Origin of the sequence: Flavobacterium sp. P21, assembly GCF_050632225.1 — a bacterium.
In the GTDB taxonomy this organism is placed as follows: Bacteria; Bacteroidota; Bacteroidia; order Flavobacteriales; family Flavobacteriaceae; genus Flavobacterium.
In genome coordinates, this window is record NZ_CP192585.1 from 1644252 (window position 1) to 1663131 (window position 18880).

The following is an 18880-nucleotide window of genomic DNA, read 5'->3' on the forward strand; positions in this document are numbered from 1 at the left end:
AACTTAGAGTCCTAGTGCCTTTGTGGCAAATTTGGCAAAGAACTATCAAAAATCAAATCCAATCCGCCAGAAATTAAATGCGCTACTTCAGGACGTTTAATTTTCAATTGATCAAGATGAACTAATACTTCCTGTAAAAGTTGTTTCTCATCAGAATCCTTCAAAAGTTCAGCAATTTCAACAGACAATAACCAATCGTTGGAATGATTGTTTTTAACTTTCTCAAAAACCGATTTTAATTCCGTTTTAGCATCTTTATTATTTCGGATATTTCGAACTGTTGCGTATAAAATCTCTAATTCATCACGCTCGTCAGTATGTTTTGCTTTTATCGTTTTAGTTGTCGGAACGATATTGATTAAGTCAAAACTATTCACATCGGCTGGACCGGAAAAAGCAGAAACTACTTTTTTACCAATCGCCATATCGTAATTTCCCCATTCCGGCTGAAACAAAATTGTTTCGCCATGAGTTACAGTACAATTTCTAAAACTGATCAAAATAATTTCGCCGTGAAGGTTTCTAGAACCTGTAATGATTTCACCTTCAACAATAATATTGCCTTCAAATTCTAGTTTTATTTTTTCTCCTTCAACAATGCTGTAAGCCTGTAAATCCTTCGGACTCATATCTTCAATAGCCAGATTAAAACCTTTCAGTTTCCCAATCGGACTTCCAAATCCATGCGGATGCGTTAAAGTTCCGTGGCCAACTAATTCTTTTTCGCGGTAAGCCAAAGCTGTTTTTCCGGTTGTCTGTATATAAACCGGTTTTCCTTCTTCTTCAATTACATTCGTGAAAACTCCGGAAATTTGTAAACCTGTACTCAATTCGATTGTTCCCAAAGCGTTTGATTGAATCAGTTTTTGGATTCCAGAAAGCCCTCCAGTTCGTAAAGCCATTTTATTTGCAAATTCTTCCAAAATCAAACTCAAATAAGAGAAAGTTGGTGTTACATAAAGTTGAGGTTGCAGTTGCGTAATATCAAAATTTTGATTCGTCGCCGAAATATCATAAGGGATTTTTTTCACATTATTAGTCATACAGTGAGCACTTTCACCAATAGAAGAAAGTAATCCGGCGCCATATATTTTTGGATTTTCAACAGTTCCGATTAATCCGTATTCAACTGTCCACCAATGTAAATTACGAATTTGAGCCATTTCAGAAAGTTCGCCCATGTTGTTTTGTAAATCGGCAACCGCTTTTTCAGCTTCGTCGATTTTTTCCTGTGGAGTATCTTCAGCTTCTTTCAAAATCGAAAGCAAACGAATCGCTTCATACATTTGGTAATCCTTATGAGAAGAAATCGCTTTACATCCAATTTCACCAAAACGTCTCAAGTATTCAGCATACTCAGGATTAGCAATAATAGGAGCGTGGCCGGCGCCTTCGTGAATAATATCCGGAGCTGGCGTATATTCAATATGTTCTAATTGTCGAATATCTGAAGCAATAACTAAAACATTATAAGCCTGAAATTCCATAAAAGCATTTGGCGGAATAAATCCGTCAACGGCTACCGCCGCCCAGCCAATTTCAGTCAGGATTCTGTTCATTCCATACATACTCGGAATAGAATCAATCTCGATTCCGGTTTTCTTCAAACCATCTAAATAGGAGTGATGAGCAACTTTTGAAAGATAATCTACATTTTTGCGCATTACATAGCGCCAAACCGCTTGATTGATAGGTGTGTAATCACTATAATCTTGAGGCTTAATAAATTGCTTTAAATGTTTTGGCAATCGCTCCAATAACGGATTTGTTTCTATAGATGCATTCATTTCGAAAACGTTGTAGATTAGAATGTAAAATTACGAATTTAGACCGCTAATTTTTGCTATTCATCACAAAATTTTTATTCGAAAGTGTGTTTTATTGCGTTTTTATAGGTTTTTCTAGCTTTGCAAGAAAATGGATTTTAACAGTCATTATTCTCATAATTGACTTTTTCCATTGTTTTTTCAAAGTTTTCTAGTTCTTTTTTGGTCATTGTTGCTTCTTTCAAATCAACTTTTAATTGTTTTTTGGTATCTGGACTAATCCACAACCCTGAAAAAGTATTGTTCGTTTTCTTTAAAATCAGTACACCGCTAAAGTCATGTTCTACCATGATAAATTCATTTTCAGCTTTTCTGTTTTGAGTAATATTGAGCTGAATCCAGTTTTTGGATTTATTGTAACGGTACATCGAAGTGTACATTAAATCGGCTGTGCATGGATTTTCCTCCGTTTTTATATAAACTGTTATCGGTGTTTTTCCATCAACAGTTCCTTGATATAAATTTGAAGTTGGTGCTGTTTGGGCCTGAATTGTATTGAAAAATGAGAAGCAAATTATAAAAAGCAATATTATTTTTTTCATACGAAAAACATTTAGTAGGTTTTTAATTTGGTTAAGATGGGCTTGCGTTGAACCAAATTTATTTAAAAAATAACAACATCTTCTAAATTTTTGAAATTTACTTTTAGGATTTCTTAAGTGAATTTCTCAATTCATTTTCGGCATTTCTGAAATATTCAATTTTATGATTGAACATAAAAGCCATATTGGTGGCACGCATTTTAGCTTCTTCAGTTAATGGACCTGCAAATTGTGCATCAATTGTAGTGTTGAAAATTTCAATCCAACGATCAAAATGAGTTTTATCGACTGGTAATTGTTTGTGCGGAGGAAAGGGAGTTCCTGAATAAGCACGGACATCAAATAAAATAGTTTGCCAAAAGCCATACATTTTTTGTAAATGTGGCTCCCATCGATCTTGTAATTTATCATTAAATATCGGGCCAATGAGATCATCTTTTCTAACATTGTCATAAAAGCTGTTCACCATCTGTTTAATATCTTCTAAAGTCGAAATATCTTTAAGGGCATTCATTGTTTTTTTCTAAAATGAATTGCAAAAATACGATATAACTTCTTGCTTAATCCATGATATTTGTCATTTAACAAGAGGATTTTTTGCTCTCAAAACAATCTATTTAACTTATAAAAACATCCTCTTTTTTGAGTATAAAGGCGGTTGTGTGATAAAAAGTAAGATTTTTTGTGTTTTTATTTTGTTTAAATGTTTAGTAGTCAATGTTTTGATTTTTAAATAGATAAGTTTTTGTTAAGGTAAATTTTACAAATGATGTGTATTTGTAAAGTTTCAATTATATCGATTTCGCTAAAATTGATATATTTTTGATTCGTTTTAATAAAAATAATCATAATAAAATGAGAAAACGTTAACTATCAACAAACCACAAAAACCACAAGATTTATGCACAAAACTACTCAAAAACCTACAAATCGGGTAAAAGCTTTTATGACACAAGTCATTATAATAATGCTTTTATGTATTACAAAAACAAATGCTCAGACGGTTACGCCTTTTATAACATCAGGCGATCAGACAAAATTACTTCAACAGCAGGCAACTGTAAGTTTTGGAACAAACTCAGGAACCAATCCTTCTACAGTTACAGTTAATGCAGGGACAACCTATCAAACAATGGACGGCTTTGGTTACACGCTTACAGAAGGTAGTGCCGAAGTGATAAGCGGAATGGCGACAACGACGACAAAATCAGTTATTGAATGATTTGTATAATCCAACTACAGGATTAAACGCAAGTGTGATTCGTATTAGTATAGCGACTTCAGATTTAAGCAGTTCTTCATATAGTTACAATGAAACTTCGGGAGATACTAATATGAATAACTTTAGTTTAAACGGTCCAGATTTGACTTATTTGATTCCGATTATCAAAAAGATTCAGTTGATCAATCCGAATATTAAAATATTGGCAACTCCTTGGACGGCACCGCGATGGATGAAAACCAACGGTTCTTGGGTTGGCGGAAGTTTACAGACGCAATATTATGCGGCTTACGCCAAATATTTTGTGAAATATATTCAGGCTATGCAGGCGCAAGGAATTTCGATTTGGGCAATCACGCCGCAAAACGAACCTGAAAATCCAAACAACGAGCCAAGCATGCTGATGAATTCTACAGAACAAAAGAATTTTATCAATCAGCAACTTGGGCCACAATTGGTCATCGCTGGATATGGCGGTGTCAAGATTATTGCTTTTGATCACAATTGCGATAATACTGCATATCCAATTGATGTTTTAAACAACAGCAGTTATGTTGATGGTGCGGCTGTTTCACTTGTATTTAGGAAATATCTCTGCAATGTCAACCGTAAAAACGCAGACTAATAAAAACGTTTATTTTACAGAACAATACACAGGTTCTGGAGGAAGCTTCAGTGGCGATTTTGGCTGGCATATGCAAAATGTTGTTATTGGCAGTACAAACAACTGGTCGAAAACAGTTTTAGAATGGAATGCGGCCAATAATTCAAGCATGGGGCCACATACGCCAGGCGGTTGCAATACCTGTTTAGGAGCTATTACGGTAAATAATAGTACAAGCTATACTAAAAATGTTGCGTACTATATTATCGGCCAAATTTCTAAATATGTGAAACCGGGCGCAGTAAGAATTAGTTCTTCTAGCACAAGCGGAAGCATTTTATCAGTTGGATTTAAAAACACTGACGGATCTATTGCTCTTGTACTTTATAATACTTCTGGATCGTCAAATACGATAAAAGTGGTTTCTGGCTCATCAGCATTTAATTATGCAGTTCCAGGATCATCTGCAGTTACTTTTACTTGGGGAACAGGAGGTACGGTCGCAGTAACGGGAGTAAGTGTAAGCCCGACTGCGGCAACAATTACAGCAGGACAAACACAACAGTTGACAGCAACAGTTTCTCCAAGTAATGCATCAAATACAGCTGTAAATTGGAGTTCAAGCAATACTTCAGTGGCAACCGTAAACTCAAACGGATTAGTTACAGGAGTTGTCGCAGGAAGCGCAACAATAACAGTTACAACTGTAGATGGAGCTAAAACGGCGACAAGTGCAATTACAGTAAATGCTTCAAGTACTGGGTTTCCTGGGTACTATAATATCCTTTCAAGAAACAGTAACAAAGGTTTAGATGTTGCTGATAATTCTACAAGTAGCGGTGGAAGAATTCAGCAATATGATGTTACCAATGGCGGAGGAAGCAACCAAAGATGGAAATTTGTTTCAGATGGAAGTGGAAATTATTACATCATTGTGAAATCAACGGGAATGTATTTGGCAGTTGAAAATAACGGAACCGCAAATGGTCTAAAAGTACAGCAAAGGACTTTTGTTAATTCTAATGAATTTAAATGGACAGTGGCAAGCCTTAGTGGTGGATATTATAAAATTACCAATGTAAATACCGGAAAGTCTCTTGATGTTGAAAATGTTTCGACAGCAAATGGAGCTAATATTCAGGTATGGGATTATACTGGCGGATTAAATCAGCAATGGCAGTTTGTTCAAGTGGAATCTACAGCAAAAAAAGCATTGGTGCAAACCGCTCCAGCCGAAGAAGAAAATCCAAATGATATGGTGATTTTTATTAATTCATCAAATGATTATTTAAAAATTGATACTAACCATACCGGAAGTGCCAATGTTGAAATATTCTCACTTGAAGGACAAAGCGTTTTAAAGAAAAATATGAATTTCGAAGGAAGGCAAGCTGAAATTGAAATTTCGAGATTGCCAAAAGGGATTTATGTGGTGAGAGTAAACGACAGCAAAGGAGCCTATTCGAAAAAAGTTTTAAAACAATAAATTACAAATCTAGAATTCAATTAGTAATTTTATATTTGATTTTAAAAGGCTGTCTACGGTTAATAGACAGCCTTTTTGTTTTATCCAATCAATTGGGTGAACAAATCTTGATTGTCATTTAAATATTGAAATTCAAATCCGTTTTGAGTCATTTTCAGTTTAATTGGCATAATATCATTTTTGTTTTTTAATTCCAGACCAACTACAACAGAACCAACTTCACGGCTGTTTTTCTTTGCAAATTGAAAATAAGTAATGTCATCATCTGGCCCGAGAATATTATTTACAAATTCTTTTAAAGCTCCTGGACGTTGTGGAAACTGAATCATGAAGTAATGCATCAAACCTTCATAAAGCAAGGAGCGTTCTTTTATTTCGGCAGTTCGCTCAATATCATTATTGCTCCCGCTGACGATGCAAACTACATTTTTGTCTTTTATTTTATCTTTATAAAAATCCAAAGCGACAATGGTCAAAGCGCCTGCGGGTTCAACAACCATTGCTTCTTCATTGTACAATCGCAAAATTGTGGTACAAACTTTTCCTTCTGGAACCAAAATAATATCTTCTAAATTATATCGGCAGATCTCAAAAGTTTTATCACCAACTTGTTTTACTGCGAGCACCGTCAACAAATTTGTCGATCGTTTTTAATGCAGTATTTTTATTTTCTTCAATAGAAGTTTTCATCGAAGGTGCACCTTTCGGCTCAACGCCAATGATTTTTGTATGCGGACTCAAATGTTTAAAAACTTCAGATAATCCAGAAGCCAGTCCGCCACCGCCAATTGGAACAAAAACATAATCAATTGTTTCTTTGAAACTTTCCAGAATTTCTAGGCCAACTGTTCCTTGTCCAGCAATTACTTTTTCGTCGTCAAATGGATGAATAAAAGTTTTATGATTTTTGATTGCGTCTGCAGTTGCCGAAGCGTATGCATCATCAAAAGTATCTCCAGTCAAAACAATTTCAACAAACGATTTCCCGAATAATTGAACTTGTTTTACTTTTTGTTTTGGAGTGGTTTTTGGCATATAAATTTTGCCTTGAATTTTTAAAAGATTACAGGAATAGGCAACACCTTGTGCATGATTTCCTGCGCTGGCGCAAACAATACCGTTAGCTTTTTCCTTTTCATTTAATGAAGAAATCTTATTGTAAGCGCCTCTAATTTTGTACGACCGGACGATTTGCAAATCTTCTCTTTTTAATAAAATAGTCGATTTGAATTCTTCTGACAGATTCAAATTTTGGGTCAAAGGCGTTGCTACAACTACATTTTCAAGTTGCTTTTTTGCGTTAAGTACTTCGTTAAATAAACTCATATGTTTTGTTTTTTGCCACAGATTAAAATGATTAAAAGGATTTTTAATCTGTGAAAATCCTTTTAATCTGTGGCAGATAAATTATTTTTAAAATAAAAAACCTCCCGTTTTGGGAGGTTCTTATAAATTATATTTTACTTATTTATATAACACCTCGCCATTACTGCTGAATTGCAATAATGCTGATAATAGCGATAATAATGTTATTAAAGTTTGTCATTTTTGTTATCTGAGTAGCAAATGTATTAATTATTTCTGGAAATAGTTCACAACTTTTTAAAAAAGCTGAAAACTAATAACTGAGACTGATTACTGTTTTTTAACAGGCGGATACTGTGCTAAAATTTTGGTTACAAATTCAGTAATTCGGGCATCTTTTTTATCGATGTTTTTGTAAAGAGTACCAATACCTTGACCTTGCCAGATCATTTCTTTCTTTTTAGCATCAATAAAATCAATGAATAAAGTTCCTTCAGTATATCTTGAAACGGAAGTCCCTCCATACATATAAGGACTCCAGCCCCATCCCCAGCCATAGCCCCATCCGTAGCCGTATGCGCCATAAAATTGATTGACATCAACTTGTTCTTTGGCTTTCGTAAAAATGTTTATTAGGATATCAGGATTTTCGCTTTTTGTAAAACCTTTAGCCTGCATTTGATCGTCAATTGCATGAAGGATTCTTTTTTTATCCAAATCAGAAATTTCGACCTTGTCAATTCCGGGTTTAAAATAAGCATAAGTTTTGTAAGGCGCGAAATCTACGGTTTTATCGTAGTCAGAGTAAGCACTAACCGTGTCGCAGGACGCGGCAAGTATCAAAAGCAAAAAAATCGGAATTAATTTGAATGTTTTCATATTATTGGAAATTTAATGTTCTTGTTTTATGTCTGTCAGGCTGAGCGGAGTCGAAACCTTTCTTACTCATAAGCCTTCGACTCCGCTCAGGATGACATTCTGTTTATGAGTAACTTTTTGTTTAAAGCAGACTTTCGTCAACTATATTTGGCAAAGTTACTTTTAGTAAAGGCTCGGCTTGCATGGCTCTTTTTATTGCAAAAATAGCTTCGTCATTTCGTGCCCAGCTTCGTCTTGAAATACCGTTGTTGACATCCCAAAAAGCATTGACGCTAAACGCTTTGAAGCCTCTTTAGAGCCATCAAGAACCATACCAAATCCACCGTTTATAACCTCTCCCCAGCCAACGCCACCGCCGTTGTGAATCGATACCCAAGTTGCGCCTCTAAAGCTATCTCCAATTACGTTATGAATTGCCATATCAGCTGTAAAACGAGATCCGTCATAGATATTTGAAGTTTCTCTATATGGAGAATCAGTTCCTGAAACGTCATGATGATCGCGTCCTAAAACAACAGCACCAATTTCGCCTTTTGCAATTGCTTGATTGAATGCTTCTGCAATTTTGATTCTTCCTTCGGCATCAGCATATAAAATACGAGCTTGAGAGCCTACAACTAATTTATTTTCTTGTGCACCTTTGATCCATTTGATATTATCCTGCATTTGTTGCTGAATTTCATTTGGAGCTGTTTTTGCCATTTCTTCTAAAACCTGACTTGCAATTGCGTCAGTTTTTTGTAAATCTTCTGGTTTTCCGGAAGTACAAACCCAACGGAAAGGTCCAAAACCGTAATCAAAACACATTGGTCCCATAATGTCCTGAACGTAACTTGGATATTTGAAATCAATATTATTTTCGGCCATAACATCTGCTCCAGCGCGGGAAGCTTCTAACAAAAAGGCATTTCCGTAATCGAAAAAGTAAGTTCCTTTTGCAGTATGTTTATTGATTGCCAATGCTTGTCTGCGAAGTGATTCCTGAACTTTTTCTTTGAACAATTCTGGATTTTCGGCCATCATTTTATTGGCTTCCTCAAAAGAAATTCCGACAGGATAATAACCTCCAGCCCAAGGATTATGAAGTGAAGTTTGGTCTGAACCTAAATCAATTTTGATATTTTCTTGATCAAAACGTTCCCAAACATCAACTACATTTCCTAAATAAGCAATAGAAACGGTTTCTTTATTGGCTTTCGCCAAAGTTACTCTAGCAACTAATTCATCTGTAGAAGTTACAACTTCATTAATCCAGCCTTGTTCGTGACGAATTTTTGTGATTTTCGGATTTACTTCGGCGCAGACCGTAATACAACCTGCAATATTTCCGGCTTTTGGTTGCGCGCCCGACATTCCGCCCAGGCCGGAAGTTACAAATAAACTTCCTTCTGGATTTTGTTTTATTTTTCTGAAACCGTTCAAAACCGTAATCGTAGTTCCGTGTACAATTCCTTGTGGGCCAATGTACATATAACTTCCGGCTGTCATTTGTCCGTATTGTGAAACACCTAAAGCGTTCATTTTTTCCCAATCGTCTGGTTTTGAGTAATTCGGGATTACCATTCCGTTTGTAACTACAACTCTTGGAGCTTCTTTATGCGAAGGAAATAATCCCATCGGATGTCCTGAATACATGGTTAAAGTCTGCTCGTCTGTCATTTCAGACAAATATTGCATCGTTAATAAATATTGTGCCCAGTTTTGAAAAACAGCTCCATTTCCACCATACGTAATCAATTCATGCGGATGTTGCGCCACTGCATAATCCAGATTATTCTGAATCATATGCATGATCGCTTTTGCCTGCAAAGATTTTCCAGGATATTCGTCAATTGGACGCGCGTACATTCTGTAATTTGGACGAAGACGGTACATATAAATACGTCCGTAAGTTTCCAATTCTTCTAAAAATTCCTGAATTAATTCGGCATGATGTTTTGGATCGAAATAACGTAATGCATTTTTTAATGCCAGCTTTTTTCTTCTGCCGAAAGGATTTCTTTTCTCTTTGGAGCATGATTAATAGCCGGATCGTATTCCTGTTTTTGAGGCAATATATTTGGAATTCCTTGTTGTATTTGTTCTTTAAAGGTCATTTTTTTTAGAGATGCTAAGTTGCTAAGGTTCTAAGACGCTAAGGTATTTTAGTTAGATTAACAACAGATTAATTTTTTGTTTTTTTAATTATGTCGGCCCGCTGGGGCTCTTATGTTACAAACGTTTAAAATGGTTTCTATAAATATATCGCTCCTCTCGGAGCTTGTTGAAACTGCAAAATTTGCAAACTGAAAAGCAAAGCCTTGGAAGGGCGAAATATTTATAGAAAATAATATCATCCTAATATAAAAGCTCCAGCGGAGCGAAATATAGACGATGCAATTAGATTTTCAATTTATTAAATTATTCTAATTTCCAAATTGCCACATTTACTAATTAAAAAAACTAGGGATAGCGGATATCCGACCTATGATAAGACTTGTGGATTTTAATCCTGAATTTTCGTGAATGGATATCCATATGATATTTTAGATTGTTGATTTTAGAATTTAGATTGCTGAATTATCTAATTGACACATTTTCAAATTGACTAATTCGCTTTTTTCGGATTTCTCCCGTTCGTTTGTCAAAACCATACGGACAATGTCTACAACCGCTTTTACAGCAATAGCCCCTTTTTAAATGATGTTTTTCGGTAAAGCATTTATAACCTTCGGGCGTATAGTAAAAATCTTCTCCTTCGATTAATTTATTTTCATTACTTTGCTCTTTCATAAATCTGCTTCGCGTTCTGATTTTGATAATTCAAAAATCAAAAATATAAATATTTGATTATGATTTTGTCGAAATCGAACAATTTTATAGCTACAAATTTATAAATTTTACAGCCAATGTTTCTGATTGTTGCCAAATATTTAATTCCGAAAGGATATCGCGGAATGGCTGTATTTCCGTTTGTATTGGTAAAATATGATTTTGATAAAGCGAATGACGTTTTCGTAAATCATGAAAAAATACATTTGAGACAACAAGTAGAAATGCTGGTTTTGCCTTTTTTTATTTGGTATTTTTCAGAATTTTTGATTCGATTGATTCAATATAAAAATAAAGATTTGGCGTACCGAAATATTGGTTTTGAAAGAGAAGCTTATCAAAATGAAACCAACATCAATTATTTAAAAAACCGATCTTTTTTTCAGTTTTTAAATTATCTAAAATTAAAATGAATCAGTCCATAAATATTCAATTTCCGAATGATGTTTCGTTGACCATTAAGCGAGAAGATCTTATTCATCCTTTTGTTTCTGGAAATAAATTCAGAAAATTAAAATACAATTTGCTTCAGGCGAAAGCTGAAAACAAAAAAACTTTATTGACTTTTGGTGGCGCATTTTCCAACCATATTGCGGCAGTTGCTTTTGCAGGAAAGGAACAAGGATTGAAGACAATCGGAATTATTCGTGGCGATGAACTTTTTGATAAAATTGAAGAAAATCCAACGCTGAAATTTGCTCAGGAAAACGGAATGCAGTTTGAGTTTGTTTCAAGAGAAGAATACCGCTTAAAAAGCGAAACTTCTTATTTAGAAAAATTAAAAGACAAATTTGGCGATTTTTATTTAGTGCCCGAAGGAGGAACAAATGAACTCGCAGTGCAAGGCTGTGAAGAAATTTTGAGTAATGAAGATTCGGGTTTTAATTACGTTTGTTGTGCTGTTGGAACTGGTGGAACTATTTCAGGATTAATAAACAGCGCATTTCCAAATCAGAAAATTTTGGGCTTTCCAGCATTAAAAGGTGACTTTTTAACCGATGAAATTCGTATTTTTGCAAAAAAAGATAACTGGAATTTAATTTCTGACTATCATTTTGGAGGATATGGCAAGATAAATTTAGAATTAATCGAATTTATAAATGCTTTTTTCGAAAAGACAAAAGTGCCTTTAGATCCAATTTATACAGGAAAGATGGTTTTTGGCGTTATAGATTTAATCAGCAAAAATTATTTTCCTGCACATTCAAAAATTTTACTCATTCACACCGGCGGTTTGCAGGGAATTGATGGAATGAATATAAAACTGAAGCAGAAAAAATTACCAATACTCAAGACAAATGATTAAAAAAATAGTGTTGCTTTTTACAGTTCTAGTTTTGGCAAGCTGTTCGTCAAGCAAACCTACTATTGCAACGACTAAAAAGCAAGCGGCGGCGGTTCAGAGGCCTAGGACAGTGGCGACCAAAAAACAAACACCAGTTAAGCCAATTGGTAAAAATTACCCTTCTACAAATAATACGACTGAGGTTATTCAATCTACTTCAAAAACAGTTGTAACCAGCGATTTAGTTAATAATTATATTTTGCAATTTAAAGATATTGCAATAGGAAATATGCAGAAATATGGAATTCCTGCCAGTATTATTTTGGCTCAAGGAATTTTAGAATCGGGTGCAGGAAAAGGAGATTTGGCGGTTTCGGCCAATAATCATTTCGGAATTAAATGTCATAAAGATTGGCTTGGAGAAAGTGTTCGTCATGATGATGATGCTGAGCAGGAATGTTTTAGAAAATATCCAGAAGCTTCAGAATCATACAGAGATCACGCTCTGTTTTTGGTTGGAAAAAGAGATATGAGTCTTTGTTTACTTATGAAAAAGACGATTACAAAGCCTGGGCAAAAGGTCTGAGAGCTTGTGGCTATGCAACAGATCCAAATTATCCGGACAAATTAATTGGTTATATTGAACGCTATAATTTGCATCAATATGATTGTCAGGTTACGGGGAAAACTTATGTTGCCATTAACAAAACGGCTCCAACGAAAAAATCATCTTATGACGTTGCTTCTGATCCAAAAATAAATATGAACGCAAACGATCCAAATTTATACGAAGTTCAAAAAGGCGATACATTGTATTCAATTTCAAAAAAGTTCAATTTATTAGTTGACGATTTGAAGCAAAAAAATAATTTGACTGACAATGCCATTTCGATAGGACAGAGGCTTAAGGTGAAATAATTATCAATTGTTAATTGTGAATTATTAATGAAAAGCAAAGCCTCAATTGGGATTTTTATTTTGACAATAGTTGCAATAATTAGATGTTTTTGTGGAGTCTATCAGCATGATGAATTTGCAGAAACAAACCTTTTCATAAAACGTCGGCCAACTTGGAAATGGAGATTTTATTCTCCAATTGGAATGTCAGATAAAAAGATTGAAGAGCTTTCGGAAGAAGAAAAAAGAGAACAAAAATATTTCAATGAGTTTGTTTTGGATCAGGGTTTAAGTCGATAAATTAAATCTGAAATCTAAACTCTAAAATCAAAAATTAAGAATGTTATATAAAAGAAGTAGTCAGCTTTTTGCTGAAGCAGAAAAAGTAATTCCGGGAGGAGTAAATTCACCAGTAAGAGCGTTTAAAGCCGTTGGCGGAATTCCAATTTTTGTAAAAAGTGCCAAAGGTGCTTATTTGTATGATGAAGACGGAAACAAATTAATAGATTACATCAACTCTTGGGGACCAATGGTTTTGGGTCATGCGTATCAGCCGGTTGTTGATGCCGTAATCGAAAAAGCAAAACTGGGAACTTCATTTGGAATGCCAACAGAATTGGAAACAGAAATTGCGGCTTTGGCCGTTTCTATGGTTCCAAATATTGATAAAATTCGTTTTGTAAATTCAGGAACAGAAGCTTGTATGAGTGCGATTCGTCTAGCTCGTGGCTTTACAAAAAGAGATAAAATTGTAAAATTTGCAGGTTGCTATCACGGACATTCTGATTCGTTTTTGATTCAGGCAGGAAGTGGCGCTGTAACTTTTGGATCTCCAAATAGTCCAGGCGTTACAGAAGGAACCGCAAAAGATACTTTATTGGCAAAATACAATGATTTAGAAAATGTGAAAACATTAGTTGAAGCTAATAAAGGAGAAATTGCCGCAATTATTATCGAAGCAGTTGCAGGAAATATGGGATGTATTCCGCCAGCAAAAGGTTTCTTAGAAGGTTTAAGAGAATTGTGTACCGCAAACGGAATCTTATTGATTTTTGATGAGGTAATGACAGGTTTCCGTTTGGCTCGTGGAGGAGTTCAGGAATTGTATGGCATTGATGCTGATATCGTGACTTTCGGGAAAGTTATTGGTGGAGGATTGCCAGTTGGAGCTTTTGCAAGCACGTGAAGAAATCATGAATTATTTAGCGCCACTTGGACCAGTTTATCAGGCAGGAACATTATCTGGAAATCCGTTGGCAATGGCGACTGGATTAGCAATGTTGAAAGCGCTTGATTCAGACAGAGAAATTTTTACACGTTTAGAAGAAAAAACGGCTTATTTAGAAGCAGGAATAGATAGGGTTTTAAAAGCAAACAATGTTGTTTTTACGATCAATAGAGTAGGTTCTATGATTTCGGTACATTTTGATGCAAATCCAGTTACTGATTTTCAAACAGCGACAAAAGGAGATAATGAAACCTTCAAGAAATTCTTCCACGGATTATTGCAAGAAGGCGTTTATATTGCGCCATCGGCATATGAAACTTGGTTTATTACTGACGCTTTGACGTATGAAGATTTAGATTTTACAATTAATGCGATCGATAAAGTTTCGAAAACATTTTAAATCGAATAAGAAATATTTTTAAAAGGTTCAGTTTTCAGCTGAACCTTTTTTTATGATTATAAACCTTATTTTGTAGTTAATAAAAAGTTAATGAAGACGTATTGTCTTGTGTTATTGTAATCAAAAATTATTTTTGTTTGATAAATAACCATTAAACCTGCAATAAATGAAGAAATTTTTCATTTTATCTACAATAGTGGCTTTTGCACTATTTCCAAACAACCAATTTGCCCAGTCGAAAAAGAAAAAAGACGAAACTCAAGCAACTCCGCCTGAAAAGAAGCCAGAATCATCAATCAAAGAGTACAGCAAAGTAATTACAAAAGATGCTGTTTCAGACGAAGGACTTTTTACAGTTCACAAAGTGGATAAAAAGTATTATTTCGAAATCCCAAACAAATATTTAAATAAAGATATGTTGCTTGTCAGCAGATTAGCAAAATTGCCTTCAAATTTAGGAGGAGGCTATGTAAATGCAGGTTCTGAAACTAATGAGCAATTAGTTGTTTGGGAGCGTTTTCAGGATAAAATTCTGATCAAATCAAAATCATACAATTCAGTTGCAAATGATACTTTGCCAATTAGTATTTCGGTTAAATCAAACAATTATAATCCAACATTATTTGCTTTTGATATTGTAGCTTTCAGCAAAGATTCTGCAAATACTGTAATCGATGTGACTAAATTTTACAGTACAGATGTAAAGGCAATCAGCGGAATTTCTGCAGAAATGCGAGATACCTACAAAGTAAAAGGATTGGATGAATCTAGAAGTTTCATCAATAAAATTAAAAGTTTTCCAATGAATATTGAGGTTATTCAGGATATGACTTACAATGCTTCGAAACCATCAATGTTGGAAGATACTGAATCAATCAGCATTCAGATGAATCAATCGATGATTTTATTGCCAGAAGTCCCGATGAAACCTAGATTGGCAGATCCGCGCGTGGGTTGGTTTACAGTAAGTCAATATGATTATGGAAGCAATGAATTAAAATCAGATTTAAAAACATACATCCGTCGCTGGAGATTGGAGCCAAAAGATCCAGAAGCTTATGCAAGAGGAGAATTGGTTGAACCAATAAAACCGATTGTGTATTATCTAGATCCAGCAACTCCTGAAAAACTAAAAAATACATCAAGCAAGGAATTGAAGAATGGCAAAAACCTTTTGAAACTGCCGGATTCAAAAATGCCATTATTGCAAAAGATGCGCCAACGAAAGAAGAAGATCCAGATTTTAGCCCGGAAGATATTCGTTATTCTGTAATTCGTTATGTAGCGAGCACAACAAGAAATGCTGTTGGACCAAGCGTTTCAGACCCTAGAACAGGAGAAATTATTGAAAGTGATGTAATTTGGTACCACAATCATTTGCGTTCGTACAGAAACAGATATTTGCTTGAAACTGGAGCCGCAAATCCATCAGCGAGAACGTTGCAGACGAGCGATGAAGAAATGGGCGAAATGATGCGAATGGTAATTGCGCACGAAGTAGGTCATGCTTTAGGTTTTCCGCACAATATGGGCGCAAGTTCATCTTATGATTGCGAAAGTTATAGAAATGGAGCTTTCACACAGGAAAACGGTATTTCTCCGAGTATAATGGATTATGCACGCTATAATTATATTGCGCAACCTGGCGACCAAAATATTCGTTTTATTCGTAAAATGGGAGCATATGATCATTATGCTTTAAATTGGGGATACAGAGTGATTCCGAATGCAAAATCGCCTCAGGATGAAAAAGCAACTTTAGACAAATGGATTTTAGACAAAGCTGGAAATCCAATTTATAAATTCGGAAAACAGAGCAGTACGTTTGATCCTTCTTCTCAAACAGAAGATATTGGAAATAATTCAATGAAAGCAAGTACGTATGGAATGAAAAATCTAGAGTACGTAGCAAATCATTTGAGCGAATGGACAAGCAAAGTGACAAACGATTATGATGATTTAAGTGAATTATATAAAGAAATGTTGGATGTTTGGGGAAGATATGTTGGACATGTTGTGACCAATGTTGGAGGTGTTTACGAAAACACAAAAAATCCAAATCAGCCTGGAAATGTTTATGAAGTAGTTCCAAAAGCAAAACAAATCGACGCAATGAACTGGCTTCAGGCAAATGCTTTTGCATCGCCAACTTGGATTGTAAACATCAATACGTTGAAAAATACAGAATATGCTGGTTACACTGAAATGTTCAGAAATATTCAGGTTAAACATTTGAACAATTTGCTGAGTTTGCCTCGCATTGGAAGATTAATAGACAACGAAATTCTAGGCGCTGATACATACAAAGCATTGGATTTCTTCAAAGATCTTCGAAAAGGAATTTGGAAAGAAACTGCAGCAGCCTTCGAATGTTACGATTTACCGCAGAAATCTGCAAAGAGCTTACATTGACAGGATGGGCAATTTAATGACCGAAGAAATGAAGCCAACAGAAAGAGGAGCAACATATTATAATGTTGCACAATCTGATCTTAGAGCTTTGGTTCGTGGTGAATTGAATGCTTTGAAAAAATCGCTTGTTGCGAGCAAAAGCAACCGGAATAAACACAGAAACAAAATACCATTATGAAGATTGCATCAAACGAATTGATTTGATTTTAAATCCGATTAAATAGTAATAAAAACAAAAAAGAGGCCTTAAAAAGCCTCTTTTTTTATGAAAACAAATTAGTTGCTGTCATTTCTGTATTCTCTCATTTTTTCTCTTGCTTTGTCTTTGTTTTCTTCTTGAATTTTTTTCCATTTGGTGTATTGGTCAGCATTCAAGATCGATTTCATTTTAGCATCGTTAGCATCTCTTTCGGCGATCATTTCTTTTTTAAAGGCTTCTCTTTCAGTCGCAGTTAGTTTAGTGCCGCTGTCTTTATTCGCTTGGCGAGTTTCTCTTAATTTTTCTGCTTTAGCGCTTCGGTCAGCCAAAAGTTGTTTTACTTGTGCTTGCTGATTAGCATCCAAAGTCAATTCAGAAGTCAGTTTTTGCAACTGTTTTTCATTACGCTGTTCAGGCGTCATTCTTTCTCTTTGATCACGTCCTGATTTTTGATCCATGTCTTGTGCAAAAGATGCTACTCCAACAAATAACATAGTCGCGATAAATAGTTTTTTCATGATTACGTTTTTTAATTGTTATACCGATTAGACTTTTAGAAATTAATTAGGTTTAATTTGCTTAAAAGATTTGTGTTTTATTTAACAAATTGATTCGTAATCTATTAAAACGTTTCTTATAAGAGTAATAGTATAGAAATAATTGCGTATTTTTAATGAATCAACGTTTAGGATAAATTTTTATGAGCACAAATACCACATCAAATAAAATCGCTTTTTTTCAACACAGCCATACGACAAAACTTTTTTCAATAAATACAATGCTGATTTTGGTTTTCAATTGGATTTTTTGAAACACAACTAAATCCGCAAACGGTAGTATTGATTGAAGAATGTGAAATTGTTTGCGTATTTGTAAATGATATTGTAAACGAAACGGTTATAAAACAATTAGCAGAGAAAAAAGTAAAAATAATTGCACTTCGATGCGCTGGATTTAACAATGTTGATTTAGAAGCCGCTAAAAAATACAATTTAAAAGTTTGCCGAGTTCCTGCTTATTCTCCTCAGGCTGTGGCTGAACACGCTATGGCAATGATTTTGACCTTAAACCGAAAAACGCATAAAGCGTACAACAGAGTTCGCGAACAAAATTTTTCGCTAAACGGATTATTAGGTTTTGATTTATTTGGAAAAACAATCGGGATTATCGGAACAGGAAATATCGGAAAAGCATTTTCAAAAATAGCATTAGGTTTTGGCTGTAAAGTTTTGGCTTATGATATTGTTGAAAATGAGGGAATGAAAAAGGACGGCGTTTCGTTTGTGAGTTTGGAGGAGATTTTCAAATCAAGTGATATTATTTCATTGCATTGTCCGTTAAATGATCAGACAAAGCATGTCATTAATTCGACTTCTATTTCTTTTATGAAAGATAGCGTCATGATTATCAATACCAGTCGCGGTGGATTGATAGAAACAGCTTCTGCAATTGAAGGTTTGAAAGACGGAAAAATTGGGTATTTAGGAATCGATGTTTATGAGCAAGAAGAAAAATTATTCTTTAGAGATCTTTCTGCAGATATTATTCAAGATGATGCAATTCAGCGTTTAATGAGTTTTCCTAATGTTTTGGTTACAGCGCATCAAGCTTTTTTCACAAATGAAGCTTTAACTCAGATTGCATTGGTTACTTTTAATAATATAAAATCATTATTAGAGAAAAATGATATTGAAAATAAGGCGGCTTTGCTGGTTTAAATTATCATAAGCGTAAACCCGACAGGTTTTTGAAACCTGTCGGGTTTGGAAGAATTTTCTAATTTA

Annotated in this window: 12 protein-coding genes and 6 pseudogenes; 10 read left to right on the forward strand and 8 right to left on the reverse strand. The window is 34.7% G+C overall.

The genetic code is table 11. From position 1 onward, the window contains the following. Positions 1–11: 11 nt before the first annotated feature. The 3 genes from ACQ9BO_RS08075 to ACQ9BO_RS08085 all read right to left on the reverse strand — a co-directional run bounded on the left by ACQ9BO_RS08075 (position 12) and on the right by ACQ9BO_RS08085 (position 2882). Positions 12–1787, reverse strand: coding sequence for an aromatic amino acid hydroxylase (locus tag ACQ9BO_RS08075; protein ID WP_431244296.1), 1776 nt, complete (start codon positions 1785–1787; stop codon positions 12–14). 137 nt (positions 1788–1924) lie between these two features. After that, on the reverse strand, positions 1925–2368 hold the full coding sequence (locus ACQ9BO_RS08080; RefSeq protein ID WP_431244297.1) for a hypothetical protein: 444 nt from the start codon (positions 2366–2368) through the stop codon (positions 1925–1927). 103 nt (positions 2369–2471) lie between these two features. Continuing rightward, positions 2472–2882 (reverse strand): group III truncated hemoglobin, encoded by a 411-nt coding sequence (locus ACQ9BO_RS08085; protein ID WP_431244298.1) that lies wholly within the window; start codon positions 2880–2882, stop codon positions 2472–2474. A 387-nt stretch (positions 2883–3269) separates the two neighbouring features. Between ACQ9BO_RS08085 and ACQ9BO_RS08090 the strand changes: the two genes are divergently transcribed. From ACQ9BO_RS08090 to ACQ9BO_RS08100, 3 genes are read left to right on the forward strand one after another with little or no spacing between them, the layout of a single operon-like run. Beyond that, the gene (locus tag ACQ9BO_RS08090; RefSeq protein ID WP_431244299.1) at positions 3270–3590 is read left to right on the forward strand and encodes a hypothetical protein; all 321 of its coding nucleotides are present in this window, start codon (positions 3270–3272) and stop codon (positions 3588–3590) included. Beyond that, positions 3583–4215, forward strand: coding sequence for a hypothetical protein (locus tag ACQ9BO_RS08095; protein ID WP_431244300.1), 633 nt, complete (start codon positions 3583–3585; stop codon positions 4213–4215). Before ACQ9BO_RS08090 ends, ACQ9BO_RS08095 begins: the two co-directional genes overlap by 8 nt. Beyond that, positions 4190–5680, forward strand: a complete 1491-nt coding sequence (locus ACQ9BO_RS08100) for an RICIN domain-containing protein (RefSeq protein ID WP_431244301.1) — start codon at positions 4190–4192, stop codon at positions 5678–5680. Before ACQ9BO_RS08095 ends, ACQ9BO_RS08100 begins: the two co-directional genes overlap by 26 nt. An 80-nt stretch (positions 5681–5760) precedes the next feature. Here the strand turns inward: ACQ9BO_RS08100 and ilvA are convergent. The 4 genes and pseudogenes from ilvA to ACQ9BO_RS08120 form a co-directional block, all read right to left on the reverse strand. Then, a pseudogene (gene ilvA, locus ACQ9BO_RS08105) lies at positions 5761–7006 on the reverse strand (threonine ammonia-lyase IlvA). A gap of 309 nt (positions 7007–7315) precedes the next feature. Further along, complete coding sequence (locus ACQ9BO_RS08110; RefSeq protein ID WP_431244302.1) at positions 7316–7864, reverse strand: DUF4136 domain-containing protein; 549 nt, start codon at positions 7862–7864, stop codon at positions 7316–7318. Positions 7865–7985: 121 nt separating this feature from the next. Further along, positions 7986–9960: pseudogene (locus tag ACQ9BO_RS08115) on the reverse strand (urocanate hydratase). A gap of 463 nt (positions 9961–10423) precedes the next feature. Beyond that, complete coding sequence (locus ACQ9BO_RS08120; RefSeq protein WP_431244303.1) at positions 10424–10636, reverse strand: DUF5522 domain-containing protein; 213 nt, start codon at positions 10634–10636, stop codon at positions 10424–10426. Positions 10637–10752: 116 nt separating this feature from the next. Between ACQ9BO_RS08120 and ACQ9BO_RS08125 the strand changes: the two genes are divergently transcribed. The 6 genes and pseudogenes from ACQ9BO_RS08125 (at position 10753) to ACQ9BO_RS08150 (ending at position 17121) form a co-directional block, all read left to right on the forward strand. Then, positions 10753–11088, forward strand: a complete 336-nt coding sequence (locus ACQ9BO_RS08125; protein WP_431244304.1) for a hypothetical protein — start codon at positions 10753–10755, stop codon at positions 11086–11088. Continuing rightward, positions 11085–11981, forward strand: a complete 897-nt coding sequence (locus ACQ9BO_RS08130; protein WP_431244305.1) for a 1-aminocyclopropane-1-carboxylate deaminase/D-cysteine desulfhydrase — start codon at positions 11085–11087, stop codon at positions 11979–11981. Before ACQ9BO_RS08125 ends, ACQ9BO_RS08130 begins: the two co-directional genes overlap by 4 nt. Continuing rightward, a pseudogene (locus tag ACQ9BO_RS08135) lies at positions 11974–12878 on the forward strand (glucosaminidase domain-containing protein). The gene ACQ9BO_RS08130 and the pseudogene ACQ9BO_RS08135 overlap by 8 nt, the downstream one beginning before the upstream one ends. Before the next feature lie 27 nt (positions 12879–12905). Continuing rightward, positions 12906–13157, forward strand: a complete 252-nt coding sequence (locus ACQ9BO_RS08140; RefSeq protein WP_431244306.1) for a hypothetical protein — start codon at positions 12906–12908, stop codon at positions 13155–13157. A gap of 40 nt (positions 13158–13197) precedes the next feature. After that, positions 13198–14485: pseudogene (gene hemL, locus ACQ9BO_RS08145) on the forward strand (glutamate-1-semialdehyde 2,1-aminomutase). Between the two features lie 166 nt (positions 14486–14651). Next, a pseudogene (locus ACQ9BO_RS08150) lies at positions 14652–17121 on the forward strand (zinc-dependent metalloprotease). A gap of 52 nt (positions 17122–17173) precedes the next feature. Here the strand turns inward: ACQ9BO_RS08150 and ACQ9BO_RS08155 are convergent. After that, a complete protein-coding gene (locus ACQ9BO_RS08155) occupies positions 17174–17614 on the reverse strand; it encodes a hypothetical protein (protein WP_431244307.1) in 441 nt (146 codons plus the stop codon). A 214-nt stretch (positions 17615–17828) separates the two neighbouring features. Between ACQ9BO_RS08155 and ACQ9BO_RS08160 the strand changes: the two are divergent. Continuing rightward, positions 17829–18814, forward strand: a pseudogene (locus tag ACQ9BO_RS08160) (2-hydroxyacid dehydrogenase); the annotation flags it as partial. Positions 18815–18880 lie beyond the last annotated feature (66 nt).

Bases quoted from the DNA above. Each gene is read 5' to 3' on its own strand.
- ACQ9BO_RS08130 (WP_431244305.1), top strand. From the start codon at position 11,085: ATGAATCAGTCCATAAATATTCAATTTCCGAATGATGTTTCGTTGACC.
- ACQ9BO_RS08075 (WP_431244296.1), bottom strand. From the start codon at position 1,787: ATGAATGCATCTATAGAAACAAATCCGTTATTGGAGCGATTGCCAAAA.
- ACQ9BO_RS08100 (WP_431244301.1), top strand. From the start codon at position 4,190: ATGTCAACCGTAAAAACGCAGACTAATAAAAACGTTTATTTTACAGAA.
- ACQ9BO_RS08125 (WP_431244304.1), top strand. From the start codon at position 10,753: ATGTTTCTGATTGTTGCCAAATATTTAATTCCGAAAGGATATCGCGGA.
- ACQ9BO_RS08080 (WP_431244297.1), bottom strand. From the start codon at position 2,368: ATGAAAAAAATAATATTGCTTTTTATAATTTGCTTCTCATTTTTCAAT.
- ACQ9BO_RS08155 (WP_431244307.1), bottom strand. From the start codon at position 17,614: ATGAAAAAACTATTTATCGCGACTATGTTATTTGTTGGAGTAGCATCT.
- ACQ9BO_RS08110 (WP_431244302.1), bottom strand. From the start codon at position 7,864: ATGAAAACATTCAAATTAATTCCGATTTTTTTGCTTTTGATACTTGCC.
- ACQ9BO_RS08120 (WP_431244303.1), bottom strand. From the start codon at position 10,636: ATGAAAGAGCAAAGTAATGAAAATAAATTAATCGAAGGAGAAGATTTT.
- ACQ9BO_RS08140 (WP_431244306.1), top strand. From the start codon at position 12,906: ATGAAAAGCAAAGCCTCAATTGGGATTTTTATTTTGACAATAGTTGCA.
- ACQ9BO_RS08090 (WP_431244299.1), top strand. From the start codon at position 3,270: ATGCACAAAACTACTCAAAAACCTACAAATCGGGTAAAAGCTTTTATG.
- ACQ9BO_RS08085 (WP_431244298.1), bottom strand. From the start codon at position 2,882: ATGAATGCCCTTAAAGATATTTCGACTTTAGAAGATATTAAACAGATG.